The organism is Deinococcus aerophilus (assembly GCF_014647075.1).
Classification (GTDB): Bacteria; Deinococcota; Deinococci; order Deinococcales; family Deinococcaceae; genus Deinococcus; species Deinococcus aerophilus.
Genome location: NZ_BMOM01000015.1, coordinates 1 through 26,583 on the forward strand (window position 1 = coordinate 1; position 26,583 = coordinate 26,583).

Annotated in this window: 23 protein-coding genes and 2 pseudogenes; 10 read left to right on the forward strand and 15 right to left on the reverse strand. The window is 69.3% G+C overall.

The genetic code is table 11. From position 1 onward, the window contains the following. The first annotated feature begins 363 nt into the window (after window positions 1–363). From IEY21_RS10115 to IEY21_RS10130, 4 genes are read left to right on the forward strand one after another with little or no spacing between them, the layout of a single operon-like run. Window positions 364–1,545 carry a DUF418 domain-containing protein gene (locus tag IEY21_RS10115; RefSeq protein ID WP_188904029.1) on the forward strand — a complete coding sequence of 394 codons (1,182 nt, stop codon included), beginning with the start codon at window positions 364–366 and terminating at the stop codon, window positions 1,543–1,545. A gap of 49 nt (window positions 1,546–1,594) precedes the next feature. Next, a complete protein-coding gene (locus IEY21_RS10120) occupies window positions 1,595–2,173 on the forward strand; it encodes a Jag family protein (RefSeq protein ID WP_188904031.1) in 579 nt (192 codons plus the stop codon). 22 nt (window positions 2,174–2,195) lie between these two features. Further along, window positions 2,196–3,044: a peptide chain release factor N(5)-glutamine methyltransferase gene (gene prmC, locus IEY21_RS10125; RefSeq protein WP_188904033.1), complete on the forward strand. Its 849-nt coding sequence runs from the start codon at window positions 2,196–2,198 to the stop codon at window positions 3,042–3,044. Window positions 3,045–3,059: 15 nt separating this feature from the next. Next, complete coding sequence (locus IEY21_RS10130) at window positions 3,060–3,875, forward strand: VC0807 family protein (protein ID WP_188904035.1); 816 nt, start codon at window positions 3,060–3,062, stop codon at window positions 3,873–3,875. Window positions 3,876–4,001: 126 nt separating this feature from the next. On the opposite strand, the gene IEY21_RS10135 is transcribed toward IEY21_RS10130, so the two are convergent. The 6 genes from IEY21_RS10135 to IEY21_RS10160 form a co-directional block, all read right to left on the reverse strand. Further along, the gene (locus IEY21_RS10135) at window positions 4,002–5,108 is read right to left on the reverse strand and encodes an NAD(P)-dependent alcohol dehydrogenase (protein WP_188904037.1); all 1,107 of its coding nucleotides are present in this window, start codon (window positions 5,106–5,108) and stop codon (window positions 4,002–4,004) included. Window positions 5,109–5,176: 68 nt separating this feature from the next. Beyond that, window positions 5,177–6,694: a mannitol dehydrogenase family protein gene (locus IEY21_RS10140; protein ID WP_188904039.1), complete on the reverse strand. Its 1,518-nt coding sequence runs from the start codon at window positions 6,692–6,694 to the stop codon at window positions 5,177–5,179. A 69-nt stretch (window positions 6,695–6,763) separates the two neighbouring features. Further along, window positions 6,764–7,417 carry a nucleoside/nucleotide kinase family protein gene (locus IEY21_RS10145; protein ID WP_188904041.1) on the reverse strand — a complete coding sequence of 218 codons (654 nt, stop codon included), beginning with the start codon at window positions 7,415–7,417 and terminating at the stop codon, window positions 6,764–6,766. 13 nt (window positions 7,418–7,430) lie between these two features. Next, window positions 7,431–8,282, reverse strand: coding sequence for a carbohydrate ABC transporter permease (locus IEY21_RS10150; protein ID WP_188904043.1), 852 nt, complete (start codon window positions 8,280–8,282; stop codon window positions 7,431–7,433). 1 nt (window position 8,283) lies between these two features. Then, entirely contained in the window at window positions 8,284–9,213 is a 930-nt protein-coding gene (locus IEY21_RS10155) for a carbohydrate ABC transporter permease (RefSeq protein ID WP_188904045.1), read from the reverse strand. A 179-nt stretch (window positions 9,214–9,392) separates the two neighbouring features. Beyond that, window positions 9,393–10,721, reverse strand: coding sequence for an ABC transporter substrate-binding protein (locus tag IEY21_RS10160; RefSeq protein WP_188904048.1), 1,329 nt, complete (start codon window positions 10,719–10,721; stop codon window positions 9,393–9,395). 323 nt (window positions 10,722–11,044) lie between these two features. Here IEY21_RS10160 and IEY21_RS10165 point away from each other — a divergent pair, with 323 nt between their 5' ends. Together IEY21_RS10165 and tal are read left to right on the forward strand one after the other, a co-directional pair. Next, window positions 11,045–12,085 carry a LacI family DNA-binding transcriptional regulator gene (locus IEY21_RS10165; protein ID WP_188904051.1) on the forward strand — a complete coding sequence of 347 codons (1,041 nt, stop codon included), beginning with the start codon at window positions 11,045–11,047 and terminating at the stop codon, window positions 12,083–12,085. Window positions 12,086–12,235: 150 nt separating this feature from the next. Beyond that, the gene (gene tal / locus IEY21_RS10170) at window positions 12,236–13,213 is read left to right on the forward strand and encodes a transaldolase (protein WP_188904053.1); all 978 of its coding nucleotides are present in this window, start codon (window positions 12,236–12,238) and stop codon (window positions 13,211–13,213) included. Between the two features lie 77 nt (window positions 13,214–13,290). Here the strand turns inward: tal and IEY21_RS10175 are convergent, their stop codons facing one another. From IEY21_RS10175 to IEY21_RS10185, 3 genes are all read right to left on the reverse strand, one after another. Further along, window positions 13,291–14,025 carry a metallophosphoesterase family protein gene (locus tag IEY21_RS10175; RefSeq protein ID WP_188904055.1) on the reverse strand — a complete coding sequence of 245 codons (735 nt, stop codon included), beginning with the start codon at window positions 14,023–14,025 and terminating at the stop codon, window positions 13,291–13,293. A 123-nt stretch (window positions 14,026–14,148) separates the two neighbouring features. Continuing rightward, complete coding sequence (locus tag IEY21_RS10180) at window positions 14,149–14,658, reverse strand: flavin reductase family protein (RefSeq protein ID WP_188904057.1); 510 nt, start codon at window positions 14,656–14,658, stop codon at window positions 14,149–14,151. Window positions 14,659–14,695: 37 nt separating this feature from the next. Continuing rightward, complete coding sequence (locus IEY21_RS10185; RefSeq protein WP_188904059.1) at window positions 14,696–16,489, reverse strand: glycoside hydrolase family 10-like protein; 1,794 nt, start codon at window positions 16,487–16,489, stop codon at window positions 14,696–14,698. Window positions 16,490–16,661: 172 nt separating this feature from the next. Here IEY21_RS10185 and IEY21_RS10190 point away from each other — a divergent pair, with 172 nt between their 5' ends. Further along, entirely contained in the window at window positions 16,662–16,832 is a 171-nt protein-coding gene (locus IEY21_RS10190) for a hypothetical protein (protein WP_188904061.1), read from the forward strand. An 83-nt stretch (window positions 16,833–16,915) separates the two neighbouring features. Here the strand turns inward: IEY21_RS10190 and dnaX are convergent, their stop codons facing one another. The 5 genes and pseudogenes from dnaX to IEY21_RS17185 form a co-directional block, all read right to left on the reverse strand. Further along, complete coding sequence (gene dnaX, locus IEY21_RS10195; protein ID WP_188904062.1) at window positions 16,916–19,147, reverse strand: DNA polymerase III subunit gamma/tau; 2,232 nt, start codon at window positions 19,145–19,147, stop codon at window positions 16,916–16,918. 148 nt (window positions 19,148–19,295) lie between these two features. Further along, on the reverse strand, window positions 19,296–21,047 hold the full coding sequence (locus IEY21_RS10200) for an NAD-dependent malic enzyme (RefSeq protein WP_188904064.1): 1,752 nt from the start codon (window positions 21,045–21,047) through the stop codon (window positions 19,296–19,298). Window positions 21,048–21,149: 102 nt separating this feature from the next. After that, window positions 21,150–21,572: a thioesterase family protein gene (locus tag IEY21_RS10205; protein ID WP_188904151.1), complete on the reverse strand. Its 423-nt coding sequence runs from the start codon at window positions 21,570–21,572 to the stop codon at window positions 21,150–21,152. Between the two features lie 153 nt (window positions 21,573–21,725). Then, window positions 21,726–21,896: pseudogene (locus IEY21_RS17120) on the reverse strand (zinc ribbon domain-containing protein); the annotation flags it as partial. A gap of 120 nt (window positions 21,897–22,016) precedes the next feature. After that, window positions 22,017–22,205 (reverse strand): annotated as a pseudogene (locus IEY21_RS17185) (transposase); the annotation flags it as partial. A 173-nt stretch (window positions 22,206–22,378) separates the two neighbouring features. Between IEY21_RS17185 and IEY21_RS10220 the strand changes: the two are divergent. Genes IEY21_RS10220 through IEY21_RS10230 form a run of 3 tightly spaced genes read left to right on the forward strand, consistent with a single transcriptional unit; the run spans window position 22,379 to window position 25,202 of the window. Beyond that, entirely contained in the window at window positions 22,379–23,545 is a 1,167-nt protein-coding gene (locus IEY21_RS10220; protein WP_188904066.1) for a YihY/virulence factor BrkB family protein, read from the forward strand. A 29-nt stretch (window positions 23,546–23,574) separates the two neighbouring features. Next, a complete protein-coding gene (locus IEY21_RS10225) occupies window positions 23,575–24,399 on the forward strand; it encodes a methyltransferase domain-containing protein (protein WP_188904068.1) in 825 nt (274 codons plus the stop codon). 47 nt (window positions 24,400–24,446) lie between these two features. Next, entirely contained in the window at window positions 24,447–25,202 is a 756-nt protein-coding gene (locus IEY21_RS10230; RefSeq protein ID WP_188904070.1) for a TM2 domain-containing protein, read from the forward strand. A gap of 33 nt (window positions 25,203–25,235) precedes the next feature. Here IEY21_RS10230 and IEY21_RS10235 read toward each other — a convergent pair whose 3' ends face one another. Then, window positions 25,236–26,549: an aminotransferase class V-fold PLP-dependent enzyme gene (locus IEY21_RS10235; protein ID WP_188904071.1), complete on the reverse strand. Its 1,314-nt coding sequence runs from the start codon at window positions 26,547–26,549 to the stop codon at window positions 25,236–25,238. Window positions 26,550–26,583: the final 34 nt, after the last annotated feature.

The window sequence follows — 26,583 nt, forward strand, 5'->3', positions numbered from 1 at the left end:
ACACGAGGTACACGCCTGGGCACACTCAAAGCAGGCCGCGAGGCACTCGGTCAGGGCTTCCATGGAAAACGGGGAGCGGCCCATCTGCGGATGGGTCTGCAACATGCGGGTCAGGGTCGAAGCGGCGGGCTGGGTCATGGAACAACCTCCGGGAAAGTTGGGCGCGGGAACACAGCAGAAGAACACGGCGAACATGGCCTCACGGATGTACCGCGTCATCCTAGAAAAAACTGCCTTAAGCGCGGGTAAAGCTGCCGTTCTCTAAACCCCGACTCAAGCCGGGACCTCCGGGCCGGGCCCCCCGCACAGGGGAAGAAAAAGACGTTCCGGAACCTGGGCCTCCGCGCACGTTAGCCTGGAAGGATGACCGCCCCGTCTTCCCTGCCGCCGGACGCCGTTCCACCCGAACAGGCCGGGCCACCCGCCTCGCCGCGCGGTCCGGTGCGTCGGCGGGCGCCGTTGCCGGACGTCCTGCGGGGCGTGGCGCTGCTGGGCATTCTGCTCGTGAATGCACAGGACTTCGCAGGGTTCCGTGAATGGACCCAGACCGGGGCCGACCGCGCTGTTCAGGTACTTACCGATGTCTTCGCCAACGGGCGCTTTATCAGCATCTTTGCCATGCTGTTCGGCTGGGGAGCGTCGGGCCTGCTCGCGCGGCAGGGAGCGGGCGTGTTCCTGCGCCGCCACCTGGTGCTGCTGGCGGTGGGCACGCTGCATTACGTGCTGGTGTGGCACGGCGACATCATCTCGCTGTACGCCGTGGTGGCCTTTGCCCTGCTGTTCACCCTGCGCCTGAACGTGCGCGGCCTGCTGTGGCTGGCCGGGGGGCTGGGCGTATGGTGGCTGGGGCTGGGCGTGCTCGAAGGTCTGGCCGCGCTGGAGCGCGGGATGGAGGCGGCCCGTTTTTCTGGCCTGCCCCCACTGGACAGCGGGGAGACCTACGGAGCCGTGGTGACCGAGCGAGCGGTCGACTTCCTGGGCAACCTGATCGGCGGCGCCCTGTACAACGGCGCGTGGCTGCTGGCCCTGTTCTGCTTGGGCGCGGCGGCGCGGCAGGCCGGGGTGCTGCTGCGTCCGCACGAACATCTGCGCCTGCTGCGCGGGCTCTCGGTCTGGGGCCTCGTGATCGGGCTGCCGCTGGGGGGCCTGCTCGCGTGGATGAACACGCGCGGCGATTACGCCAGCGGCGTGCTGTCGGTTCCGGTGCGCATGGGAGGAGGACTGGCCAGTGCGCTGGGATATGTGGGCATTATCGGCCTGCTGACGGTGCGGGAGCGGCTGGGACCGCTGGAGGCCTTCGCGGCGAGCGGGCGGGTCGCCATGAGCAATTACCTCGCGCAGAGCGTGGTCATGACCGCCGTGTTCTATCCCTATGCCGGAGCGCAGTTCGGGCGCTGGGGAGCGGCGGCGGCGGTGGGGCTGGCGCTGGTCCTGGCACTGGCCCAGCTGCCGCTCAGCGCGTGGTGGCTGCGCCGTTTTGGAACCGGACCTCTGGAGTGGCTGGTGCGGCGACTGGTGTATGGCCGGACCCGGCAAGGCGGGTAACCCCCGCCCTGTGGGAAACGGGTGAGAGCGGCGCGGTAGACTGCAGCGTATGGACAACCGGACGAACCTTGACGACTACCTCGCGGGGCTGGGCATCAGCGACGCGGAGGAGAGTGCGCCGCTGCCGCCCGCGCCGGACACCACCGCCGCGCCCCTGCCGGACGCCGCAAACGAGTCCCCCAAGGCCGTCCTGGAACGCTTCCTGCGCGGCCTGATCGCCCGCATTGACCCCGAACTGAGCGTGACCGTCCGTGAAACGGAGGAGGCCCTGGAGGCCGAGATCAGCGGGGAAAACGCCGCCCGGCTCGCCGGACGCGACGGCCGCACCCTGGGAGCCATCGAGGTGATCGCGTACACCGTGCTTGCCAAGCAGGAAGGCCGCGGCGACCTGCGCGTGCGCGTGGATGTGGGCGGCTTCCGCCGGCGGCAGGCCGACACCCTGACCAAGCTTGCCGAGCGCCTCGCCATCGGGGTGGCCAAGAGCGGCGAGCCCCACGAGCTGCAGCCCATGCCCGCCGCCGAGCGGCGCGTCATCCACATCGCCCTCAAGGAACACCCCGACGTCATGAGCGAGTCCGTGGGCGAGGGCGCGGCCCGGCGCCTGATTATCCGGCCGCGCCACAGCTGAGGGCTTTTTCCACCTGCCCGGCATGCCCACCCTGCGCGACCACCTCCTGAGCGCCGTTCACCGCCTGCGTGGGGCGGGCGTGCCCTCGCCCGAGGCCGACGCCCGGGCGCTGGTGCTGGGGGCGCTGAACCTCTCCCCCACCGCGTTGCTGCTGCGCGGCGCGGATCCGGTCGACCCCGACGACGCCGCGCGGCTGGAGGCCCTGCTGCGGCGGCGTGAGGACCGCGTGCCGCTGCAGTACCTGCTTGGCCCGCTGGAGTGGGGCGGCGTGCAGCTGCGGGTGGACGGGCGGGCACTGATTCCCCGGCCCGAGACCGAGTGGCTGCTGCACCTGGCCCTGCAGAACCTCCCCGCGCACGCCGTCCCACGGGTGGCCGATGTGGGCACCGGCACCGGCGCGCTGGCCCTGGGCGTGCAGGCGGCCCGGCCCGGCGCGCACGTTACCGCCACCGACCTCAGCGCGGCGGCACTGGACCTTGCCCGCGAGAACAGTGCTCTGAACGCCCTGAACGTCACCTTCGTCCAGACGGACCTGCTGACCGGCGTGACCGGCCCGTTTGACCTGATCGTCAGCAATCCGCCGTACCTGCCCGACACCGACCGCGCCGGGGCCGATCCGGAAGTGCGGTATGACCCCGACCTGGCGCTGTATTCCGGCCCGGACGGGCTGGCCCTGGCCCGCCGCCTGGCCCCGCAGGCCCGCAGCCGCCTGGGTCCGGGCGGCGTGCTGTGGCTGGAACTCGACCCGCGCAATGCCCCCGCCTTCGCCGCCGAGCTGCGCCCTCAGGGCTGGAACACCACCGTCCACGCCGACCTGACCGGACGTGGACGCTTCGTGCGGGCAGTGCCGGTCTCCCTCACCCAGGAATGACAGAATGCGGCCCGTATGAGCGACCCGGCCTCTTCCGCAACCCCGCCCCAGTCCAATCCACCCCAGAAGGCCCGCACCCGCGTGCCCAAGACCGTGTGGGATCTGGTGTTCACCCTGCTGATTCCCATCCTGATTCTCAGCCCCAACATCCTGGGCAGCGGCATCAGCATCTCGGACACCGTGTTTGGCGGCGGCACCGGCGGCAACGTGCGGGCCTACCTGCTCGCCGCGCTGATTCCGGTCGTGTACGTGCTGTGGGACCTGGGGGTCAACCGCAACGTCAGCCCGGTGGCCCTGATCGGCGGAGCGGGCGCGATCTTCTCAGGAGCGCTCGCCTTCTGGTACGTGGACGGCTTCTGGTACGCCATCAAGGACAGCGCGCGCTCGTACCTCACCGGCATCCTGTTTCTGATCAGCGCGGCGACCAGCGTGCCCCTGTTCCGGGTGTTTCTGGACGCTGCCAGCATCGGTGAGAAGCCCGAGGACCGCGCCGCCACCCAGCAGGCCATGCGCGACCCTGGCGTTCACCGTGGGCTGGTGCTGGGCACGGTGGTCTTCGCGGTGGTGGACCTGATCGGCGGGGTGGTCAACAGCGTGGTCAACTACGCCCGCGTGACCGCCAAATTCGGCACCGACGACTTCAATGCCCAGATTGCCGCCGTGAACGCCATCATGCGCGTGCCGGGGCTGGTGATCAGTCTGGTGGGCGTGTTCGCCGCCATCTGGTTTGTGCAGAACGCGGTCAAGCGCCGCTACGGGCCGGACGCCAGCCTGCTGGAACCCGCCAAGCTCGCCGCCGCGATGCGCGAACGCGGAGAGCTGCGGGCGTAGCCGCAGGGTGCCAGACCATCCGGGGAAGCCGCGCCTGAGTTGCGCGGCTTCCTTTTGTGTTCAGAGCACACCCTGCCGTTGTGCCCGCCTGATCCCGGTGTTCCATATTCCCCGGCCCAGTGCGCGTCAGCCGACCTCGATCATGACCTTCATGCTCGCCCTCTTCTCGCGGTCCGCGAAGGCGAAGGCCTCGGGGGTGTCCCCAAAGGCGTAGCGGTGGGTGACCAGGGCGTCCAGATCCACCGCGCCGCTCTGGACGAGCGCGATGGCGGCGGGGTAGCAGTTGGCGTAACGGAAGACCCCCCGCAGGGTCGCCTCGCGGCTGGCCGCCGACACGATGTCCAGGCTGACTTCCGGATCGGGCGGCAGACCCACGAGCACCGCCCGGCCCCCGGGGCGCGGCGCGGCCAGGGTCAGCCGGGTGGTGGGCAGGCTGCCGGCGGTCTCGAAGGCCACGTCCACTCCGGCATGGGAAAGCGGCAGGTCACCGCGGGTCAGCTCGTGGATCACGGCCAGCACGTCGGCCGTGCGGGCATTGATGGTGTGGGTGGCCCCCACCCGGCGGGCCAGGTCCAGCCGGAAGTCCTCCAGATCGACGGCGATGATGGTGGTCGCTCCCGCCGCGCGCGCCGCCTGGATGGTGGTGCAGCCGATCGGCCCGGCGCCGAACACCGCCACCCGGTCACCCGGCCCCACCTCGCCCCTGCGCGCCGCCCACACCCCCACCGCCAGCGGTTCGAGCAGCGCGCCCGCGTCGTCGCTGAGGGTATCGGGCAGCGGGAAAACGAAGTCGTCGGGCCACAGCACGTACTCGCCCAGCGCTCCGTCGACCGGCGGCGTCGCCATGAAGGTCATGCCGGGACACAGGTTGTACTCGCCGCGTTTGCAGTACACGCACCGCCGGCACGGCACGCCCGGCTCCAGCGCCACCCGGTCCCCCACCCCGACGCGGGTCACGCCCTCGCCCACCGCCTCGACCACGCCCATCACCTCGTGGCCCAGCACCAGCGGCGCCTCCACCACGAATGATCCGATGCGACCGTGGGTGTAGTAATGCACGTCGCTGCCGCACACGCCGATGCGACGCACCCGCACCCGCACCTCGCGCGGGCCGGGGGCAGCCACCGTGCGCGTCTCCCAGCGCAGATCATGGGTGCCGTGCAGCACGCTGGTCCGTGAGGTCCGGGGTTCGGGGGCGGCGGGGGTGGTCGAGACAGATTCCGTGGAGGTCATGGCAACACCTTTTTCTGAGGGAAGGTCGGGGCAAACAGCACCGCCGCGCGGGAAAACTGGCGGGCCACCTACGGCAGGGAGCCGGAGCGCGCTGCGGCTCCGGGAGGGGCCACCGGCCGGTCCAGCACCGCCTGCAGCGCGCCCAGGGCTCCATGCCCGCGCAGGCTGGCGCGCGCTTCCAGATAGGCAGACCGAAAACGTTCGTGCTGGCCCAGGTCGCCGAAGACCCCGGTCAATTCCAGAAACGCGCCCGGCTGCTGCGCTTCCCGGGCCACCGCGTCCGTCAGCTGGGCCGCCCGTTGGTCCTGCAGGGGCGGGAAAAGGCCCTCGGTCACTCCCCCGATGTACACGCTCCAGGCCGCGACCACCAGCGCCGCCCGCTCGATCTCACCGCCGCGCTCCAGCTGTTCGCGCACCACCGGCAGCAGGAATTTGGGAATCCGCTCGGAGCCGTCGAAGATCAGGCGGGACAGGGTGTCCTGAATGGCGGTGCTGGCAAAGCGGTCAATCAGCTCGTGCCGGTAGGCCTCCAGGTCCATGCCGGGCACGGGCCGCAGCGTCGGCGTCGCCTCGCGGGCCATGTAGCCCAGCAGGAACTCCACGAACAGCGGGTGGGCGCACGCCTCGTGGACATGGGTATACCCGGCCAGCAGGCCCAGAAACCCCAGGGCCTGGTGCGAGGCATTGAGCAGCCGCAGCTTCATCAGCTCGTACGGTTCGACGTCGGCCACCACCTGCACGCCCACGGTTTCCAGCGCGGGCCGCCCCATGCTGAAGTGGTCTTCTAACACCCACTGCGTGAAGCTCTCGGCAACCACCGGCCACGCATCCTCGATGCCGAATTGCGCGGCCAGTTCCTCACGGTCACGGTCGGTGGTCGCCGGCGTGATGCGGTCCACCATCGAGTTCGGAAAGGCGACATGCCGCTCGATCCAGTCACCCAGTTCCGGGTCCTTCAGGCGCGCAAAGGCCGTGAGCATCCGCTGCGTGACGTGTCCGTTGCCCTGGATGTTGTCGCAGGACATCACGGTGAAAGGCGGCAGGCCCCGGTCACGCCTGCGGCGCAGCCCCTCGGTGATGAAGCCGAAGACGGTGCGCGGCGTGGCCCCCGCCGTCAGGTCGTGCCGGATGTCCGCGCCCGAGGCATCGAACTCGCCGGTCGCGTTGTTGATGCTGTAGCCGCCCTCGGTGACGGTGAGCGAGACGATGCGGGTGGCGGGATCGGCGAGTCTGGCCAGCACCGCCTCCGGATCGTCCGGCGCGAGCAGAAAGTCCACGATGGCCCCGATCACCCGGACCTCGCTGTGGCCGTCCGGCGAGCGGGTCACCAGCGTATACAGCTGGTCCTGCGCCGCCAGCACGTCGCGCATGTGGGCGTCGGAGGGCAGCACCCCCACGCCGCAGACGGCCCACTCCTGCCCCTGGCCGGAGTTCAGCAGCCGGTCGAGGTACATCGCCTCGTGCGAGCGGTGAAAGCCCCCCACCCCGAAGTGAACGATGCCCGCAGTCAGGGTGGCGGGGTCGTAGGCCGGAACGGCCACGGTCGGGCCAAGGTGGTTCAGGGCCGAGGACGTGAGTTTAACCATGGGGAGTCTCCTGAAAATGGTGGGGCGGTGGGGCGAGGTGGTGGGACGGGGCGGCACGGGAGCTCACGCTCAGCCGGTCCACTGCACAATCAGGTCGGCCCGGGAGCGCGAGGCCTGAATCCGCGCGGCGTTGCGCCCGTCCACCTGCGCGGCCCAGGCCTCGGCCTGTGCGGAAGTCTTGCCGAACGCCACGTGGCGCGAAATCAGCCGGGGCACCCGCACCTCGTCCGGCACCTCCAGAAACCACACCGTGTCCAGCTGGCGGCGCACCTCGGGCCACGGGGGGTCCTCCAGCAGCAGGTAATTGCCCTCGGTGAGGATCAGCGGGGTCCCGGCGGGCACCGGCACCGCGCTGCCGATGGACTCTTCCAGCGTGCGGTCAAAGGCCGGGGCGTAAACCGTGTCCTCGCCGCCCGCGCGCAGCCGCGCGAGCAGCGCCGCGTAGCCGCCTGCGTCGAAGGTGTCGGGGGCCCCCTTGCGGTCCCGGCGGCCCAGCCGTTCCAGTTCGGCGTTTGCGAGGTGAAATCCGTCCATACCGACCACCGCTGCCTGCGTGCCCAGTGCCCCGGCCAGTGCCGTACACAGGGTCGATTTGCCGGCGCCGGGCGCTCCCGTGAGGCCCAGAACCGTGCGCCCACCCGGCATGGCCAGCGCCTGAACCCGCGCCGCGAGGTCGGCGGTGGTGGCCCGCAGGACGGGCGGGCCGGACAGGGGATCAGTCATACCGCGCCCCGCCCTACTTGACGGCCCCGAAGCTCAGGCCGCGCACCAGCTGACGCTGGGCCACCCATCCGAAGATCAGTACCGGCAGCACGGTCAGCGCGGCGGCGGCGCTCATCTGCGCCCAGAACAGACCCATGCTGGTCTTGTACGAGCTGATAAAGACGCTCAGCGGCGCGGCGTCCGAACTCGTCAGGTTGACGGCGAAGAAGACCTCGTTCCACGCGAAGATCACCGCGAGCAGCGCGGTGGCGGCCATGCCCGGCGTGGACAGCGGCAGCGCGATCCGGAAGAACTCCTGCGCCACCGACGCGCCGTCCACCTTGGCGGCCTCGTAGATGGCGAACGGAATCTCGGTCATGTACGAGTGCATCATCCACACGACCAGCGGCAGGTTCATGGTGGTGTACATCAGGATCAGTCCGGGCAGGGTATCGAGCAGCTGCAGATTGCGGAACAGCAAGAACAGCGGCACGATCACACCCACCGCCGGCATCATCTTGGTGGACAGCATCCACGTCAGCGTGCCCTGTGCCCGGGTGGTGGGATAGACCGCCAGCGCAAAGGCGGCCGGCAACCCCAGCACGAAGGCGAGCACGGTGCTGCCGATGGCCGCCACCAGACTGTTCTTCAGGGCCGGAAAGTAGCTGGGCAGCGCGTTCTGGAAGTTTTCCAGAATCGGCGTGAAGACGAAGACGGGCGGGCTGGCAAAGGCCTCGGCCTCGGTCTTGAAGGCGGCCAGGAACATCCACACCAGCGGAAACAGGAAGGCGATGGCGATGAGGTAGGTGATGACGGTCAGCACAGCGTTGCGGCCCCGGGTGCGGGCGGCGTGGTTGATGGCCGGTCTGGCGGGTGCGGTGGTCATGTCAGCCTCCCTTGTTGGTGATGTTGGTGCGGTTGATCATCCGCAGCAGGTAGATCGCCAGGATGTTGGTCAGAATGACCGTGATCACCCCTGCCGCGCTCGCCAGGCCGATGTTGTACTCGGCGAAGGCCTTCTGGTAGATGAAGTACGGCAAATTGGTGGTGGCCAGGCCCGGCCCCCCGGACGTCGAGCCGTAGATCTCGCCGTAGACCTGCAGCAGCGCGATGGTCTCCATCAGCACCACCACCTGGATCGCCTGGGTCCAGTGCGGCATCACGATGTGCCGGAACTCCTGCAGCGGGCTGGCTCCGTCCAGGCGGGCGGCTTCCAGCTGATCGTCGGGCAGGCTCTGCAGGCCGGTCAGCAGAATCAGCATGGCAAAGGGCGTCCATTCCCAGGTGATCATGGCGATGACGCTGGCCATCGGATACTGCGCCAGCCAGTCCACCGGCTGCCCGCCCAGCGAGGCCACCACCCACGAGAAGAAGCCGAACACCGGGTTGAGCAGCATGTTCTTCCAGACCACCGCCGTGACGATGGGCATCACCAGAAACGAGCTGATCATCAGGGTTCTCAGCAGCGTCCGGCCCGGAAAGTTGCGGTTGAGCAGCATCGCCATCGCGCCGCCGATCAGCAGGGTCAGAATCAGGGTGCCGCCCGCCAGGATCACAGTGTTCAGCACAACCTGCAGGTTCTGCGGGTTGGTCAGCAGCGAGGCGTAGTTGCCGAAGCCGATAAAGGGCCGCTCGTCCGGGATGACCAGGTTGTAGCGGAAGAACGAGTAGTACACCGTCATGAAGAACGGCACCTGGGTGGTCAGGATCAGGTACAGCATGGCCGGCCAGATCAGCGCGGCGGGAGTCAGGCGCAGGCCGCGTTTGGGTGCGGGCGGGCTGGCGGTCGTCGTGGTGGGGTGGGCAACGGTGGTCATGGAGGTCCCCTTGTCGCGGCGGTGGGTGGCGGCAATGGCGCCCGGGCGGTGGATGGGGGTCAGCGCGGCCCCTCGCGGTCAGCCGTCCTGTCCAGGAAAAGCCCGTCCAGGAAAAGATGGGGAGGAGTCCGGCAACGTTGCCCGGCCTCCTCCCCGTCTGTGGCCAGAAACGCCGGAGGTTACTTCTGGTAGCCGCCGTCCTTGGCGACCTTCTGGGCGGCGTTCTGCGCCTGCTTGAGGGCCTGATCCACGGTGGTCTGACCGCTGATGGCCCCGGCCAGGAACTGGCCCACCTGGGTGCCCAGCGCTTGGAACTGCGGAATGGCGACGTACTGGATGCCCGTGTAGGGAACGGGGTCCTTGGTGGCGTTGGTCACGTCGGCGCTGTTGATGGCGCTCAGGACCAGACCGCTGAACGCTCCGGCGGCCTTCTTGTAGTTGGGGTTGTTGTAGGTGCTGGTGCGGGTGCCGGGGGGAACCGAGGCCCAGGTGCCCTTTTCCTTGGCGACCAGCGCGATGTAGTCCTGGCTGGTGGCCCAGGTGATGAACTTGAAGGCGGCGTCCTCCTTCTTGGTGCTCTTGGGAATCGCCAGGTTCCAGCTCCAGTACCAGTGGTTGCCCTTGGGGGTGCCGGGGCCGACCGGCGCGTTGGCGAAGCCCACCGATTTGGTGATCTTGGAGCTGCTCGGATCGCTCAGGAAACCGGCGGCCACGGTGGCGTCCACCCACATGCCGCACTTGCCCTGGCTCATCAGGGTCAGGTTCTCGGTAAAGCCGTTGCCGGTGGCGCCGGGAGGGCCGTACTTCCGGATGGTGTCGACGTAGAAGGTCATGGCGTTCTTCCACGCCGGCGAGTTGAGCTGCGCTTGCCAGTTGTTGTCGTACCAGCGCCCACCGAAGGTGTTCACCACGGTGCTGAACACGGCGGCGTTCTCGCCCCAGCCGGGCAGCCCGCGCAGGCAGATGCCGTAAACGCCCTTGGACGGGTTATGGATCTTGGCCGCAAAGTTCTGGATCTGGCTCCAGGTGGGGCTCTGCGGCATGGTCAGACCGGCAGCCTTGAACAGATCCTTGTTGTAGAAGGTCATGCTGCTCTCGGCATAGAACGGTACGGCGTACAGGTTGCCGTTGACCGTCAGCGCCTTGCGGACCCCGGGGATAATGTCGTCGACGTTGTAACTCTTGGCAATCTCGGGGTTCTTGGCGAACATCGGGGTCAGCGGATCGAGCCAGCCGTTCTTGGCCCAGATCGGCACCTCGTATGCCCCCACCGTGGCGACGTCGAAGCCGCCCGCGTTGCTCGCGACGTCCAGCGTGACCTTCTGGCGCAGCTCGTTTTCGGGCAGCACCACCCATTTCACGTTGATGTCCGGGTACTTCTTGGTGAACTCCGGCGTCAGCTTCTGCATGGTCACCATGTCCGGGTTGTTCACGGTGGCGATCGTGATGGTGGTGGCCGCCTGGGCCGTGGCGGTCAGGGCGAGGCTGAGCAGCAACAGTCGTTTCATGAGAACCTCCGGGAAGGGGCGGGGTGGCCAGCAGGTCACCCGGCGAAAACGGCGCGGCGGCGATCACCCTGCCCCCAGGACGGGGGTCAGGGCGAGCCAGGTGGCCGCTCCACCCGGCTGTTCACTGCTGAACGGTTTCTATGCGTACAAATGGTCTCGTGACCATCAGTGAACCACACTCCCCTGGTTTTGTCTAGGGACTGCCGCGAGCGCCGCATGCCCATCTCCATGATCTCGTGGCCAGGAGCGGTATTTTCTGCCGCGCGGGTTGTGCCCTCCCGCCGGACAGCGGCCTCCAGATCCATCTGTACTACACTGGTCTCGTGTCCACCATCGAAGACGTCGCCCGGCTTGCGGGCGTCGCCCCCACCACCGCCAAACGGGCCCTGCGTGAGCCCGAAAAGCTCACGCCCGCCACGCTCGCGCGGGTGCAGCAGGCCATCGAGCAGCTGCACTACGAACCGGACCTGCGGGCAGGCGGACTGCGCGCGGGCCAGAGCAGCATCATTGGCCTGATCGTGGGCAGCATCCTGGAGCCGTTCTTTGCGCAGTTCGCCCGCACCGCCACGCGCGTGCTGGCCGACAGTGGCTATACCCTGATCATCAGCGAGAATGAGTACAGCGCCGCGCGTGAGCTCGAGGAGTTGCGGCGGCTGTACGGACTGCGGGTTGCGGGCATCATGCTGCGGCCCGGCTACGGCGCCGAGAGCCGGGATTATCTGACGCGCCTGACCGGACGCGGTGTGGGCATCGTCGAGTACGATTACGCGCCTCCCCACAGCCCCTACTCCAGCGTCACCCTGGACAACCCGCGCGCGATGTACAGCGCCGTCGAATACCTGCACGGCCTGGGGCACCGGCGCATCGCGGCGCTGGGAACCTACCACCCGGTCATTCACCCCGAGGAACGCAGCCGCACTTTTCCGGAAGCCATGAATGCCTGCGGTCTGCGCGTTTACCCCGAATACCAGCGCGTCACCCTGCTCACCGAGGACACCGCCTACTCCCTGACCCACGAACTGCTGGGCCTGCCGCAGCCGCCCACCGCCCTGATCGCCCTGGCCGGCACCCAGGCCATCGGGGCCTACCGCGCAATCCGGGAGCGCGGCCTGCAGATCCCGGGCGACCTGTCTTTGCTCACCTTCGACGATTACCCGTGGACAGCCCTGGTTGAGCCGCCCATCACGGTCATGGACCAGCCGGTCGAGGAGATGGCGCGGGCCACCACGGCCCTGATGCTCGCGCACCTGGAAGGTCAGCCGGTGTCCGAGCACCGCATGTTCCCCAGCCGCCTGATCGTGCGTGGCAGCACCGCTCCGCCGGCGGCCGCCCTCGCCGCGGCGCACGGCCGCGCGGCGGGCTGAGGCGGGGCCTGCCCGCATGAACGTTCGGTGGAGACGGCGCTTGCCGGGAAGCGCCGCACTCCGGCATGCTGGGGAACGTGGCCCGCCCCATCCGGCGGCGCACTGGCCTGACGTCCGCATCCCGCACCGCTCTTTCCCAGGAGGTTTGCCATGAATTCAGCCCAGACCCTGACCGACCAGACCGCCGTCGGCACGAACAAGTTGCAGCAGCTCAAGGCCGTCTCGGTGGTCGTGGCCGACACCGGCGACATCGAGGCCATCCGCGAGTACCAGCCGCGCGACTGCACCACCAATCCGTCCCTGATCCTCAAGGCCGCGCAGCTGCCCGCCTACGCTGGCCTGCTCTCCGAGGCGCGCGGCTGGCTGCGCGACGGCCAGAGCGTCGACGACGTGATTGACCGTCTGACCGTCCGCATCGGCACCGAGCTGACGCGCATTGTGCCCGGCGACGTGTCCACCGAGGTGGACGCCCGGCTGTCCTTTGACCGGGACGCCATGCTGCAGCGTGCCCGGCACCTGATCGCGCTGTACGAGCAAAACGGCGTGGGCCGCGAGCGCATCCTGATCAAGCTGGCCGCCACCTGGGAAGGCATCCGGGCCGCCGAGGTGCTGGAGAAAGAGGGCATTCGCTGCAACCTGACGCTGATCTTCGGGCTGACCCAGGCGATTGCCTGCGCCCAGGCCGGCGCCTACCTGATCTCGCCCTTCGTGGGCCGCATCACCGACTGGTACAAGAAGAGCACCGGCACCCAGACGTACTCGGTCGAGGAAGACCCCGGCCTGAACTCGGTGCGGGAGATCTACGCGCACTTCAAGGCACACGGCTACCCCACCGTGATCATGGGAGCCAGCTTCCGCAGCGCCGCGCAGGTGGAAGCCCTGGCCGGCTGTGACCGCCTGACCGTCAGCCCGCAGCTGCTGGGCGAACTTGCCGCCGATACCGGCCCGCTGACAGTGAAATTGAACGCCGAGATGGGCAGCGAGAAGGAAGACGCCATCACCGAGGCGCAGTACCGCTACAGCCTGGCCGAGGACGCGATGGCGGGCGAGAAGCTCAACGAGGGCATCCGCTCGTTTGCCGCCGACACCGAGAAACTGGGAGCCCTGCTCGCCAGCCCGCAGGCGTAGGCGTCCGGCGTCCGGGGAGGTGCGGCGAGCGGTTTTTCGTCGTCTCCCCGGGCATCCAGCCTACGCAGTGTGCGGACCTATTCGCCGGTGCGTGCCCGCCGTTTCTGAAAGGCTCCGGTGAGCAGTTCGGTCACGTACTCCCGGGTGAAGGGCATGCCGCTGGCCTCGGCGGCGCTGATCTCCTCGTCGCGGTTGTAGGTCAACCGGACATATGTGGCGCTGTAGCCGGGACCGTCCGAATCAAATTCCAGGATCAGGTAACACGGCAGGGTGCTGTCCAGCGGGTTGCCCACCGAACCGCAGTTGATCAGCGGACGGCCCTCCACGTCCAGCAACAGGGCCTCGTGCATGTCCGCATATACCAGGGCGTCCGCGTACTGGGTCAGGCCGAACTGCGGACTGGGCGCAAAGGCGTCGATCTGGTCCGAGAGGCTGCTGTGCGGATACAGGCGGTGAAACAGGCCGCGGCTGCTCGCGTGGACAAAACGCCACCACGCGCCGCTGAACTGTTCCTCGATGCCGTAGGGCAGGGCTTCTAGGTAGCTCAGGTCCCCCGGCGTGAGCTTGCTGCGCGGCCACAGGTCCTGAGGCCGGTGGCTGGCTCCGGCGACGCGGGCGTCCCAGTTGCCCTGGATCACGCGGCTGGCGTGCGCCTGGGTCCACTCCAGCACCTCCCGCGGGCGCGGGCCCTTGCCCACCAGGTCGCCCAGCACCCACAGTTCGTTCAGGCCGCGCCGCTCCGCATCCGCATGTACCGCGAGCGTGGCCGCCAGATTGGCGTGCAGGTCCGCGAGGATGGCGAGGCGAATCATGACCCTGAGTCTAGAGCAGCCCGCCTGACCGCTTTCATGCAGTCTGTAAGCAGCCCTTTAGATGCGGGAGGAGTGCCGCGCTGCGTGCGCCAGGAGCGGTTCCCAGCCGCACCCCGGGCCGGCTCAGCCCAGTTCGTGATACTGCCCCCGGAAGTACAACAGCGGATCGTCATCGGTGTAGCGGCTGTATTCCACGTAGCCCAGAAACAGCGTGTGGTCCCCGGCGGGAATGACCTCATGTTTGCGGCATACCAGCTGCGCCACGCTGCCGCCGATCAGCGGCAACCCCTCGTGCGTGAACCACGGCACCGACTCCTCGGGGCCGGGGCGGCCGGCGAAGTGGTCACTGAGGTGACGCTGCGCGGCGCTCAGGACGTTGACTCCGAAGTGCGTGACGCGCTCCTCGCCCAGCAGGGCGTACATGGAGGCGCGGTGGTCCACGCTGACCAGAATCAGGGGCGGGGTCAGGCTGACCGATACGAAGGCGCTGGCGGTCATGCCCCGGCGGGTCTCGCCGTCGCTCGCGGTGATGACGGTCACGCCGCTGGCAAAACGGCCCAAGGTCTGGCGAAATTCCAGCGGAGTCACGCCCGGCTGCTGTGGTCCGGTCGCGGTGGGTTCACGAGAGGTCATGGGGCGAGTTTACCTGCCCTTACGGGGCAAGCAGCCCTCAGGGCTGGGACGGCGCGGCCGCAGGCTCGGCCAGGGAAGCCGGCAGCGCCGTGACCGGCCGCAGGTCCCGCACCGACAGGTCAGGCAGGCGCACCACGCCGCGTTCGGGCACCCGGTCGACCCAGCGCTGACCGCTCACGCGCACCTCGGTCAGGCCGGTCGGCAGCGCGGCGAATCCGTAGTAGCCGCTGCCGTCGGTGCGGGTCTGGGCGACCACCACCCCGTTCTGAAGCGCCTCGACCATCCGGAAGCCGGGTACCGGCGTGCCGGTGATGCGGCCAAGCAGGCCACGGGTCGTGGGCGGCTTCTCCTTCCAGGGAATGGGCGTGGCGAGCACGGCCCCCGGCGCGGTCAGCAGCTTTTGAACCGCCGTGAGGCCCTGCGCGGTGGTCTCGCGCTGGCCGTACACGTCCGCCGTGGGCGTGCGGTACGAGTACCCCACCCAGCCCAGACCCGCCCCCACGCTGCGCGCCGCCTGGGCCGCCGTCACGGGAGCGCCATTGAGGTACATGGCCGTTCCTGCGGCCACACCCGCGCTCGCGCCGTCCGGGCGGGCGAGCACGCTGCGGGCAAAGCGGTTCCAGCCATCGAACCACTCGCCCTGCTCGCCCACCACGTCCCGCTTGTAGTTCATCAGCACGTTCAGGTCAATCAGGCCGTCGCGCATCCAGCCGGGCCAGTCCTGCAGCACGTCGCTGTAGGTGCGGGTGCGCCGGAAGGCCGCCAGATCGCCGGGCTGCGGCGGGGCCTGATAGGTGATGGTCGCCGCCGTGATCCACGCGTCGGGGCGCAGGGTCTTGACCTCCAGCGTCACGCGGCGCACCACATTGGTCACCTGCTGGCGCTTCCATTCGGCCCACAGCGGGTCGTTGACCCCCGGCGTCCCGGCGCGGCCCGTCTCGGCGCGGTAGCGGGCAAGCACCTTGGGGTCATAGCCCCACACGTCGCCGTCGGGGTAGCGGATGCGGTCAAGCTGCACACCGTCCACGGCGTAATTCCTGACCAGACTGACGATCGCCTGGGTCACGTACTCGGCGGCCTCGGGAATCGCCAGATCCAGCCAGCCGTCACGGCCTCCCTCCTGCCAGCTGCCGTCCGGGCGGCGGGCCATCCACGACGCCGCGCCGGAGGTCGGCCCGTGCGTGCGCGAGATGTGCGCCGGGTTGGTGTTCGGGGCCAGCACGTTGGCGATGCCCGTGACACTCACCCAGGCGATCACACGCATGCCCCGCGCATGGGCCAGCCGCACGACGAGCCCCAGCGGGTCCAGATCCTTTTCCAGATCGGCGTCGGTGACCACCGGAACGCTGGACTTGCGGCACAGGCAGTCGGCCCGCCGGATCGCCTGCACGAACAGGGTGTTGACGCCCATACGCGCCGCGTCCTCCACCATCGCCTGCACCTGCGCCCGCGTCTTGAGGCCTGGCCCGAAGGCGTCCACCCACAGGCCACGGACCGCACTGCCCACCACCGGCCTGGGTGACAACGGTTTCGGCAGGTCGGGGGCCGGCTTCTCGGGCAGGGACCCGGCCGGCGGCGGAGTGGTCACGGCTCCAGGGAGGGGTGCGGCGGGCAGCGGACCGGGAGACGTGGGGGGAGGCAGCACCGGCTCCAGCACCGGGAGGGGGGGCACCTCCGGCGCGGGCGCCGGGCTTGGGCTGGCAGAAGCGGGAGCCGCGGGCGGCACTTCGGGCGCGGCCGTGTCCTGCGCTGGGCTCCAGCCGCCCAGGCCAGTCCCGAGGGTGAGCAGGAAGGTCAGCAGTGCCGCGCGGCGCAGGGGAGGAAGCGTCATGGTCTTGTCCAGCAGGCTAGCGCACCCCGCACCCCGGGGGATGAAGGCACGCCGCCGCCGTCCCTCCCGGTGCCTTCCGCCCCCAGCAACGGTTCCGCCCGCGCCTTCGCCCAAACCCGGCCCCGGTGCGTGTTGGCGTGCCGGGGCACCATCAGTTCAGGGAGCTAAAGTTATGAAGAGACCGCTGCTGCTGGCCGTTCTCGGTTCACTCGCGCTCGCATCCTGCAACCGCATGGCGGCCCCCGACGTGTCGGGCACCACCAAAACCGCTCCCTTCATGGCCATGCTGACCAGCGTTGATGCCGACAAGAGCTCGGCCGGCACCCCAAGTACGTGGACCTGACCCCAGCGAGCACAGGCCGCCCGGAAAAGGGCGGCCTTTCTTGTTTACTGCCTTTCTGGCGGCATGCCCCGGCGGGCCGGGCGTTAGGCCTCCGCGTCCTCGTCAGGCTCGTCCTCCGCGGCCGTGGCGGGCACCGGATTGCGGTTCTTGCCGATCTCGCGCACCCGGCCATTGAATCGGCCCTTGATCTCCTCGTACATGGGATGGGCCCGGATGTCCCCGGGACGTGAGGGGGCCGCGCCCGCGGGCACTGGTGGAGCGGTGACCTGGGCAGTCGGGGCCGGCGCCGCGCGTGGGACCGGGGCGGGACGCTCCACCGCCAGGCTGGCATACGGCGCGTCGTCCAGGGTGGGTGGGCCGGCGTCGTCGATGGGACCGCCTATGTCGTCCCAGTCGGGTTCCTCGGTGATGGCCTCCACCACGTACAGCTCGCGGGCGGCTCCGGGCGGAGCGGCGTCGGGCAGCGGCGCGGGAGCCACGTCGTCCGGGCTGGCGGGCCGGGCCAGACGGGTCTCGGGGGCGCGGGCCGGGACAGCGGGCGGCGGAGCAGGACGGGTCTGGGGCCGGGGTGGAGGAGCCTCCCGGGTGGCGACCGAGGTCGCGGCCGCCGGCTGCGCTGTGGCCGGGACCGCCTCCACCGGGGCGAAGTCCGGCCCCCGGCTGGCGCGGCGCGCCGCAGGATCGAAGGGAGCGATCTCCGGGGCAGAGACGGCGGGTGCGGCTGGAGCCGGGGCCGGGGAAGGGGACGCGGCAGGAGCAGCCATGCCCTCTCCCCCACCCGCGCCGCCCAGCTTGGTCCGGCGGCTGCCCTCCGGGGCGATCAGCTCAAAGGTCACGGGGCCAAAGACCTTGAGCGCCAGCGCCGCAACGTCGTCGAATTTGGCGACCACCTGTCTGGCATGAAAGGCATTCTTCTCGTCGTAGGTCAAGCTGACATAGCCCGGCTCGGCGTGGGTGCGGGCGGGTTTGAGAAAGGCGCGCAGCTGCATGCTCGCGGCGCGGACCACGTCGGCCCAGGTGCCCGTCGGCGCGGCGTCCTGGGACGCGGCCCCGGCAGCCGCCGCGCCGGACCTCGTGGCCGCCACCGCCTCGCCCACCACCTCACGCGCTGGGGCCGGACCCCGCCGCGCCGCCGGGTCGAAGGCCGCCACGGGCGCGGCCGCTCCGCCCGAGGCCCGCAGACCTGCCAGTTCCTTTTCCAGCCGGTTCAGCCGCTGCAGCAGGTCGGCCGGAACCGCCGCCGCGCCGCCCGGTACGGCGGCTCCTTCAACACCCCCACCACCATCGGCGGCGAGCAGGGCGTGGGTCAGGGCCAGTTCCAGGCTCTGGCCGTCGGCAGAGCGGGCAAAGCGGGCCTCCTGCTCGTCCAGCGCGGCCTGCAGCTTGAGCAGCCGGGGCACGGTCGCGCCCTCGAGCCGGCCGTCGCCGCCCAGGCCCAGCTCGGCATGCAGCGCCGCGCCCAGCGCCGAGACCAGCCCCTCCACCACCGTGCGCGCCGCGAAACCGTCGCGGTACAGCTGTCCAGCTCCCGAGAGCGCCGCCCCCGCGTCGGCGGCCACCAGCGCCGCCGCAATGCCGCGCACCCGCTCACCGGGGGGCAGCCCCAGCGCCTCCTCCACCGCCGCCCGCGTGACCACCTGACCCGCCGCGAGCATGCGCTCGAGCAGGCTCTCGCCGTCGCGCATCGCGCCGTCGGCCAGCCGCCCGATCAGGTTCAGGGCGTCCGGGTCGGCGGTCATGCCCTCCACCGCCGCCAGACCCGCGAGCTTGCCGGCAATCTCCTCGGGCGTCAGGCGGCGAAAACGGTAGTGCTGGCAGCGCGACAGGATGGTCGGGATGATCTTTTCGGGCTCGGTGGTGGCCAGGATGAAGATCACATGGCCCGGTGGCTCCTCCAGCGTCTTGAGCAGCGCGTTGAAGGCCGCCCGGCTCATCATGTGCGCCTCGTCGAGGATGTAGATCTTCTTGCCGCCGCGCATGGCCGCCAACCCGACCTTCTCGCGCAGATCGCGCACGTCGTCCACCGAGTTGTTGCTCGCCGCGTCGATTTCCAGCACGTCGGGGTGCGAGCCGGCCCGCACGCTCAGGCAGGACTCACACTCGCCGCAGGGTCGGGGCGCCGGCCCGGTGCAGTTGGCGGTCATGGCGATCAGGCGGGCAGTGGTCGTCTTGCCCACCCCGCGCGGCCCCGAGAACAGGTAGGCATGCCCCACCCGCCCGGCTTCCAGCGCCGCCCGCAGCACGTCCTTGACGTGTTCCTGCCCCACCACCTGATCCCAGCGGATGGGCCGGGCACGCTGATAGATGGCGCTCACAGGGCCTCCCCCCGCACGGGCGGGGCGGCAACAGGCACCCATTCACCAGCCAGCAACCGCCCACCACCCACCGCACGCCTCTTCACGCCTTTCAGTCTAGTGCGGGACAGCGCGGCGCGCGGTGATGCGGACACCGGTCCGGCAACCTTCAGCCCGCCTCTACCCCCGCCGCCCGGCGCAGCGGCAGGTACTGCGGCAGCCACGCGCGGGCGCGGATCACCGCCTCAAGCTGTTCATCGGTCATGGTGCGGATGCGGCGTTCGGCACACACCCCGTCGGTGATGGCCTGGCGCGCCACGTTCACGGCCACCCGGATGCTCAGCTCGCGCAGGTCCTGAATGGGCGGATAGACGCGCTCGCCGTAGCTTTCCGTGAACTCGGCCAGGGTCCGGGCCGAGGCCATGACCATGTTGTCGGTGATCTCGCGGGCGCGGGCGGCCACCGCGCCGAAGCCCAGGCCCGGAAAGATAAAGGCGTTGTTGCCCTGCCCCACCGGATACAGTTTGCCCCCGTACTCCACATCGGGAAACGGGCTGCCCGAGGCGATGATCGCTCCGCCGCGCGTCCACTCGATCAGGTCGGCGGGACGCGCCTCGACGTGGCTGCTCGGGTTGCTCAGGGGAAAGATGATCGGCCGGGGCGTGTGTTCCAGCATGGCCTCCACGCTCTCCCGGCGGAACAGGCCCGGCACGCCGGTAAAGCCCAGCAGGGCGGTCGCGCGGGCTCCCACGATCACTTCATGCAGGGTGGGATAGTCCCCCGCGTAGGTCCAGCCGGCGAGGTCTTCCTTGCGGCGCACAAAGCTCTGCTGCTGCGGTTCCAGATCGTCCTGTCCGGTCATCAGCAGGCCGTGGCGGTCCACGACGAACACGCGGGCATTGGCCTCGTCGTAACTCAGGCCGTCGGCCTCCAGGCCCTGGCGGATGGCGATGGCCACGCCGATTCCCGCCGCGCCCGCGCCCACGATCACGAACACCTGCTCCGAAAGCCGCTCACCCTTGAGGCGCGCCGCGCTCAGCACTCCGGCCAGGGCCATGGCCCCGGTGCCTTGGATGTCGTCGTTGAAGCTGGGCACCACCTTGCGGTAGCGCTCCAGCACCCGGAAGGCTGTGCCGCGCGAGAAGTCCTCCCACTGGATGATCGCTTTCGGGTAGCGCGTGGCGACCGCCTCCACAAAGGCGTCCAGGAACTCGTCGTACTCGGCCCCGGTCAGGCGCTGGTGGTGCACCCCCAGATACAGCGGGTCGTCGATCAGGTCCTGGCGGTTGGTTCCCACGTCCAGCTCGACCGCCAGGGTCTTGTCGGGGCCGACGCCGCCGGCCGCCGTGTACAGAGACAGCTTGCCGATGGAAATCGCCATGCCGCCAAACCCCTGATCCCCGATGCCCAGAATCGCGCTGGAGTCGGTCGCCACGATCATGCGCACGTCGTTGACGGTGACGTTCTCCAACATCTCCTCGACCCGGTCAATGTCCTGGGTGCTCACGGTGAAGCCGCGCGGGTAGCGGTAGTTGCTGGAATACAGCTTGACCGCCTCGCCCACCGTGGGGGTGTAGATGATCGGCAGCATCTCCTCGAGGTGGTCTTCGAGGATGGCGTAGAACAGCACCTCGTTGCGGTCCTGCAGGGCGCGCAGGTACTCGTGCTTTTCCAGGTCCGAGGTGCAGCGCAGGTAGCGGCGGTAGGTGCGGTCCTTCTGCTCCTGAAAGGTGCTCGTGTGCGGCGGGATCAGGCCTTCGAGGCCCAGGTCTCGGCGCTCGGCAGGCGTGAAGGCGGTGGTCTTGTTCAGCAGCGGATTCTGCAGCAGCGCCAGGCCAGTGACCTGCACGTCGATGTAGCGCCCGCCGTGCTCATCGCGTTTGACGTCGTAGTACCGGGAAACGGGGGGAGCCTTGGGCATATGCCGCCCAGCATAGCGGGCTGGAGGGGCACCACCCCACCTGGAACTTAGACGTCTAAGTGGTTATAGGACCGCGGTCCTTGTCTATAGCCGGACTGCACGCTAGTTCGCGGTCCGGGCCGCCCAGCGTGCCCGCAACGCCTCGAAGTTGGCGTCGATGCGGGCCTGGGGCAGCGCGACCTGGGTGGTGCTGCCGTGGCCGATCTCGTCGCCCAGTTCATTGACCGCACGCATGCCCGCGAAGATGCGCCGCCCTTCCTGGCGTTCAAAGGTTGCGGTCACGGTCACGGTCATACCGGGCAGGGCCGGCCCGGTGTGAATCACCTCGACCTGCGCGCCGATGCCGCCCTCACCGTCTTCCAGAAACGGCAGGATGATCTTGCGGCCGGCCTCCTCAAAGTGTTTGGCCATCCAGTACGTCGCGTAGACCGGGTGGACCGCACCGAGTTCCCCGAAATTCACGGTCATCTCATCGGTCACCGTGACGGTCAGGGCCTGGGAAAATCCGGCGGGAATGGAACGCATGAACCCAGGGTAGAGCACGCGCCGCTGTTCAGAACACGCAACTTCCCGTGATGACTCCCCGCGTTTTAACGCGGGGCTTCTCAGGTCAACAGGCGCAACGTTCACACCCTCGCTGAAGGCCGCATCCCGGCCCCGATTCAGGATGTTCAGGGCGGCATTCACATCTCTGTGCATAGCAAGCCCGCAGTTCGCGCAGACGTAGGCGTGGCCGATTTTGACCTTCTGCCTGTGGCCGCACTCGCTGCAATCCTGACTCGTATAGTTGGGGTCAACCCCCAGAACTGTCCTTCCAGCGTTCACAGCTTTGAGGGACAAGATGTTGATAAAGCTGGCCTAACCCGCATCCAGCACGCCTTTAGCGGTGCGGGTGCGGGCGAGGCCGATGATGTTCAGGTCTTCGTGGAAGATGGCGTCGTGACGGTTGACGAGTGTGCGGGCCGTCTTGTGGTCCGGCGTGACCTTCATACCCCGGATGAGCCAGTCCCGCTCCGCACAGGTGGCGGCGAATATCTCCATCAGGCGGTCACGGGACGGGCCAAAGAACGAACGACGGCGGTACTTCGGAGTGAACACCAGATGGTAGTTCAGATTGAAGTGTGCGTGTCGTGTGGAACGTTCCCCGGCCATGTGCATATGGGAGCAGATGACAGCGGGCTACAGGTGGAGGAAGCGCCGCCTACGGCGCCGAATTGCGCCCCCGTCAGGGGCGGTGGCTTATATCCCCGCTTTGAAAAGCGGGGAATTACGCCACTTTCTCTAAACAGGTTTCGGCAGATGCCGCGCCGGAGGCCCCTTACACTGCGGGGGTGAAGCTCAAGCCCGCCGATCTGCTCAGCCTGCTGCGCGAGTCCGCGCTGGCCTTCAGTCAGGACAAGGCACCCCGGCTGGCCGCTGCCATCGCGTACTACGCCATCTTCGCTATCGCGCCGCTGCTGTTTTTCGTGCTGGCCGTCGCCAGCGGACTGCTTGCCAACGCCAACGTGCAGGAGCGGCTGTTCGAGTTCCTCGCTCAGAACCTCAACCAGAGCGCCGTGGAGTTCGTCAAGGGCATCGTGCCCGACGGCAGCCGGCTGCAACAGTCCACCCTGCTCGCCAGCATCGTAGGCTTCGTGACGCTGTTCATGGGGTCCACGGGGCTGTTCGTGCAGCTGCAAGACGCCCTGAACACCCTGTGGGGCGCCGAGCCCGCTCCCGGCAACGGCGTGCTGAACGTGATCAGGTCCCGGCTGATCTCCTTCGGGCTGGTCCTGCTGATCGGCGTGATCATCATCGCCTTCCTGATCGGCAACACCTACCTCTCGGCCATCGCCGAACACCTGGGAGAAGCCATCGGGCTGGGCACGCTGTTTGTGCGGATCGCCACGTTCGCCGTCAGCGCCGGCATCCTGACGGTGGTGTTCGCCGCGCTGTACAAGACGCTGCCCAATGTCCGGTTGCAGTGGCGCGAGGTCTGGATCGGGTCGGCCATCACCTCGGTGCTGTTCGCCATCGGGCAGATCGGCATCGGCCTGTACCTGGGCCGCGCCGCGCCGGGCAGCGCCTTTGGGGCCGCCGGCTCGCTGGTGGTGCTGCTGCTGTGGATCTATTTCTCCAGCATGATCTTCTTCTTCGGGGCGGAGGTCACCTGGGTGTACTCGCAGAAGTTTGGCTCGGGTGCGGGGGGCGCGGCGAGCGTGGACAAGAAGGCGGCGCTGGCCAGCAAGGGAGCGCACATTGATCCCACCCCCACCGAGCAGGAGCGCGAGGCGCAGCGCCACACGGAGCCGAACAGACCCGCCCTGCCCGGCCGCCTGGGCCAGATGCTGGACACGGCCCGGCTGCCGCGCGTGATTCCCGAGGTGCCCACCCGCGCGCAGGGCCGGCTGTTGCCCAGCGTGCGCTCCACGCTGTGGAACGCGCTCACCGCCGTGCTGGCAGTGCCGGCCGTGATCGTGCTGCGGCTGCTGGGACTGACCGGAGGCAAGCGCAAGTAACCCCGCCCGCCGTGGGTTTAAGCTGGAGCATGGACCCCACAGAACGTACCCGGCACAACGCCCGGCTGTTCGACGCGCTGGCCCCCAGCTACGACCGCCTGGGTTTTCTGTCGCTGACGGCGCGGCATCTGGCCGGGCGTTTTGGGACCGCGCCCGGCGAGACCCTGCTGGACGTGATGACCGGCACCGGCACGCTGGCCCTGGCCCTGGCCGGGGAGGTAGGAGCGCAGGGCCGGGTGGTGGGCGCCGACCTGTCACCGGGCATGCTGACGGTGGCGCGGGCCCGGGCTGCCGGGCAGCCCACACTGTCTTTCGTGGAAGCCGACGCGACGGCGCTGCCCTTTGACGACGCCACCTTTGACGGCGTGGCCTGCGCCTCGGGCCTGTTCTTCGTGCCCGATATGGAGGCGGCGCTGCGCGAGTGGCGGCGGGTGCTGCGTCCGGGCGGACGGGTGGCCTTTTCCTCGTTCGGCCAGGGCCTGATGGGCGAATTGCCGGAGCGCTGGCGCACGGCGCTGGGGGCAGTCGGCGTGAACCCTGGCTTTCCGCCGCTGGGCCGCCTGCCCTCTCCCGAGGTGGCGGCCGACCTGCTGCGGGCAGCGGGCTTTACCGAGGTGCGGGCCGACCTTGAGGAGCTGCCCTACACCCTCCCGACGCCCGAGGCCCGCTGGGCCGACATCGAGGCCGGCATGGAAGGTGGGCCCCTGCCCGGCCTGCTCCCTGAAGTGCGCCGCCGGGTCCAGGCCGATCACCTGGCCGAACTGCGCGCGCTGTTCGCCGATGGGCCACTGACCGTACCGCTGCCGGTGCTGATCGCCACCGGGCGGCGCGCCGCCCCGGAGCCGGAAAGCTGACTTTTGGTGGACGCAACCCAGGCGTCCATGAGCGCGTAATGTGCGATATGACGAACCCGGATGGCAAGCCCTCCCCGAACGGGACCGGTTCCGACCCGGCTGGCCCCGAGCCGACCCCCACCACCCGGGAGCCCGGAACGACCCGTTCGCGCACACCGCAGGGCAACGCGCCCTCCTGGGTGGACGAGGTGCTGGGCACCCCGGCAAGGGGCACAGCCGACCGCGATCCACCCGCGTTCTCCGGTTCCCCGCGCCCCGACCTCAGCAAGTCGCCGGCGGGCAGCGACGACCTGCGGATTCCGGGCCACGGCCCCGCCCAGGACCGCCCCAGCCCGTCGCGACCTCCCACCGCCCCCCCCCGGTCAGACGGCTGGGCCACCGGAGCCACCGCCGAAGCAGACTCCAGCGGGCCGGCCCGCGGCTTCGGGTCCTGGGGAGATCCGCAGCGGCAACCGGTGCCGTCTCCCCAGGTCACGGGTCCAGACTTCGGGGACGTGGCCCAGAAGCGGCTGGTCGCCGGACTCCTCGCCATCGTCCTGGGCAGCCTGGGCATCCACAAGTTCTACCTGGGCCTGAACACCCAGGGCGCGATCATCCTGGGGACCAACATCGGCGTGTGGGTTCTGGCCCTGCTGCTGGGCGTGGTCACGCTGGGCCTGGGGCTGATCATCACGGTTCCGCTCGCCGGATTGATCAGCACCGCGCTGGGGGTCCTCGGCCTGATCGAGGGTGTCCTGTACCTTACCAAATCCGACGCCGACTTCGAGCGCGAGTATCTGGCCGGCCACAAACCCTGGCTGTAATGGCCGGCCCCTCCTCCCCCAGCCCCACGCGGCCTACACCGACAGGGCGCCCTGGATGTCGGCCTGCAGGTCGGCCAGGGCCTCCACGCCCACGCTCATGCGGATGGTCTGCGGCGTGACTCCGGCGGCGTGGCGGGCGGCCTCGGGCACGCGGCCGTGGGTGGTCGTCCAGGGATGCACCACCAGCGAGCGCACGTCTCCCAGGTTGGGGGCGATTCTCAGCACCCGCAGCCGCGAGAGGAACGCCGCCGGATCGGGCACCTCGAAGGTGAGCACCGCCCCGAACCCGCCGCGCAGGTACCGCTGCGCCTGGGCGTGGAAGGGATGCTCCGGCAACCCCGGATAGCTCACCTGCCCCACCGCCGGATGGACCTGCAGCCACCGGGCCAGCGCCAGGGCGCTCTCGCTCTCGCGTGACAGGCGCAGCGGCAGCGTCTCCAGGCCCTGCGCGATCAGGAAGGCGCTGTGGGGAGCCAGCGTCATGCCCAGCTGGTGCGCGCCCAGCCAGCGCTGCCGCCACGCCAGGGCCGCGTCGCCGCGCAGATGCAGCACGCTGTTTGTCCCACCCTCGGTGAAGACTGGCAGGCGGCCCAGCTCCTGGTGGGTGCCCACCGTGACGCTGCCGCCAAGCACGCTGCCGTGTCCACCGGCCCACTTGGTCAGCGACTGCGACACGATGTCTGCGCCGTGCTCCAGCGGGCGGCACAGAAACCCCACGCCGCCACAGGTGTTGTCGATGGCGAGCAGCGCGCCGTGCTCGTGCGCGATCTGTGCCAGCGGCTCAATGTCGGCGATGTCCCCGGCGGGGTTGCTGATCATCTCGGCCCACACGAGCCGGGTGTTGTCCTGCATCGCGGCCCGCACGGCCTGTGGGGTGTTCTCCACCAGCGTGGCCCGGATGCCCATCAGCGGCAGGATGTTGCTGAGCATGCCGGTGGTGCCGCCGAACAGGCTGGACGCCGAAACCACGTGGTCCCCGGCCCGGCACACGCTCAGGATGGCCGTCAACGTGGCGGCCTGCCCGCTGGCGACCGCCACCGTGGCCGCGCCCCCCTCCAGCGCACTCACACGCGCCTCCAGCGCACGTACCGTGGGATTTTGCAGGCGGGCGTAGCTCAGGCCGGTGTTGTTCTGGAACTCCTCCTGCGCCTCCTCCAGCGTCTCAAACTGGAAGGCGGCGGCCGCGTGGATCGGAATCCCGATGGTCTGGCCCAGGCCCCGCGGAATGGCCGACTGTACGGCGGTGGTCTCGTAGCTCCAGCTCCCGGGACCGGTGGAGTCCTCTCCCCCGCGCTCGACATGCGGGGTACCGGGGGTCGGGGAACGCTGCGGCTGGTCGTCAGTCATGCCTCCACGCTACGCCGGCAGCGGCAGCCAGAGG

Excerpts from the sequence above, each read along its gene's own strand:
- IEY21_RS10120 (WP_188904031.1), top strand. The coding sequence starts at position 1,595 with ATGGACAACCGGACGAACCTTGACGACTACCTCGCGGGGCTGGGCATC.
- IEY21_RS10115 (WP_188904029.1), top strand. The coding sequence starts at position 364 with ATGACCGCCCCGTCTTCCCTGCCGCCGGACGCCGTTCCACCCGAACAG.
- IEY21_RS10180 (WP_188904057.1), bottom strand. The coding sequence starts at position 14,658 with ATGACCTCTCGTGAACCCACCGCGACCGGACCACAGCAGCCGGGCGTG.
- IEY21_RS10235 (WP_188904071.1), bottom strand. The coding sequence starts at position 26,549 with ATGACTGACGACCAGCCGCAGCGTTCCCCGACCCCCGGTACCCCGCAT.
- IEY21_RS10175 (WP_188904055.1), bottom strand. The coding sequence starts at position 14,025 with ATGATTCGCCTCGCCATCCTCGCGGACCTGCACGCCAATCTGGCGGCC.
- IEY21_RS10185 (WP_188904059.1), bottom strand. The coding sequence starts at position 16,489 with ATGACGCTTCCTCCCCTGCGCCGCGCGGCACTGCTGACCTTCCTGCTC.
- IEY21_RS10150 (WP_188904043.1), bottom strand. The coding sequence starts at position 8,282 with ATGACCACCGCACCCGCCAGACCGGCCATCAACCACGCCGCCCGCACC.
- IEY21_RS10230 (WP_188904070.1), top strand. The coding sequence starts at position 24,447 with ATGACGAACCCGGATGGCAAGCCCTCCCCGAACGGGACCGGTTCCGAC.
- IEY21_RS10160 (WP_188904048.1), bottom strand. The coding sequence starts at position 10,721 with ATGAAACGACTGTTGCTGCTCAGCCTCGCCCTGACCGCCACGGCCCAG.
- tal (WP_188904053.1), top strand. The coding sequence starts at position 12,236 with ATGAATTCAGCCCAGACCCTGACCGACCAGACCGCCGTCGGCACGAAC.
- prmC (WP_188904033.1), top strand. The coding sequence starts at position 2,196 with ATGCCCACCCTGCGCGACCACCTCCTGAGCGCCGTTCACCGCCTGCGT.
- IEY21_RS10130 (WP_188904035.1), top strand. The coding sequence starts at position 3,060 with ATGAGCGACCCGGCCTCTTCCGCAACCCCGCCCCAGTCCAATCCACCC.
- IEY21_RS10200 (WP_188904064.1), bottom strand. The coding sequence starts at position 21,047 with ATGCCCAAGGCTCCCCCCGTTTCCCGGTACTACGACGTCAAACGCGAT.
- IEY21_RS10225 (WP_188904068.1), top strand. The coding sequence starts at position 23,575 with ATGGACCCCACAGAACGTACCCGGCACAACGCCCGGCTGTTCGACGCG.
- IEY21_RS10135 (WP_188904037.1), bottom strand. The coding sequence starts at position 5,108 with ATGACCTCCACGGAATCTGTCTCGACCACCCCCGCCGCCCCCGAACCC.
- IEY21_RS10205 (WP_188904151.1), bottom strand. The coding sequence starts at position 21,572 with ATGCGTTCCATTCCCGCCGGATTTTCCCAGGCCCTGACCGTCACGGTG.
- IEY21_RS10155 (WP_188904045.1), bottom strand. The coding sequence starts at position 9,213 with ATGACCACCGTTGCCCACCCCACCACGACGACCGCCAGCCCGCCCGCA.
- IEY21_RS10190 (WP_188904061.1), top strand. The coding sequence starts at position 16,662 with ATGAAGAGACCGCTGCTGCTGGCCGTTCTCGGTTCACTCGCGCTCGCA.
- IEY21_RS10140 (WP_188904039.1), bottom strand. The coding sequence starts at position 6,694 with ATGGTTAAACTCACGTCCTCGGCCCTGAACCACCTTGGCCCGACCGTG.
- IEY21_RS10145 (WP_188904041.1), bottom strand. The coding sequence starts at position 7,417 with ATGACTGATCCCCTGTCCGGCCCGCCCGTCCTGCGGGCCACCACCGCC.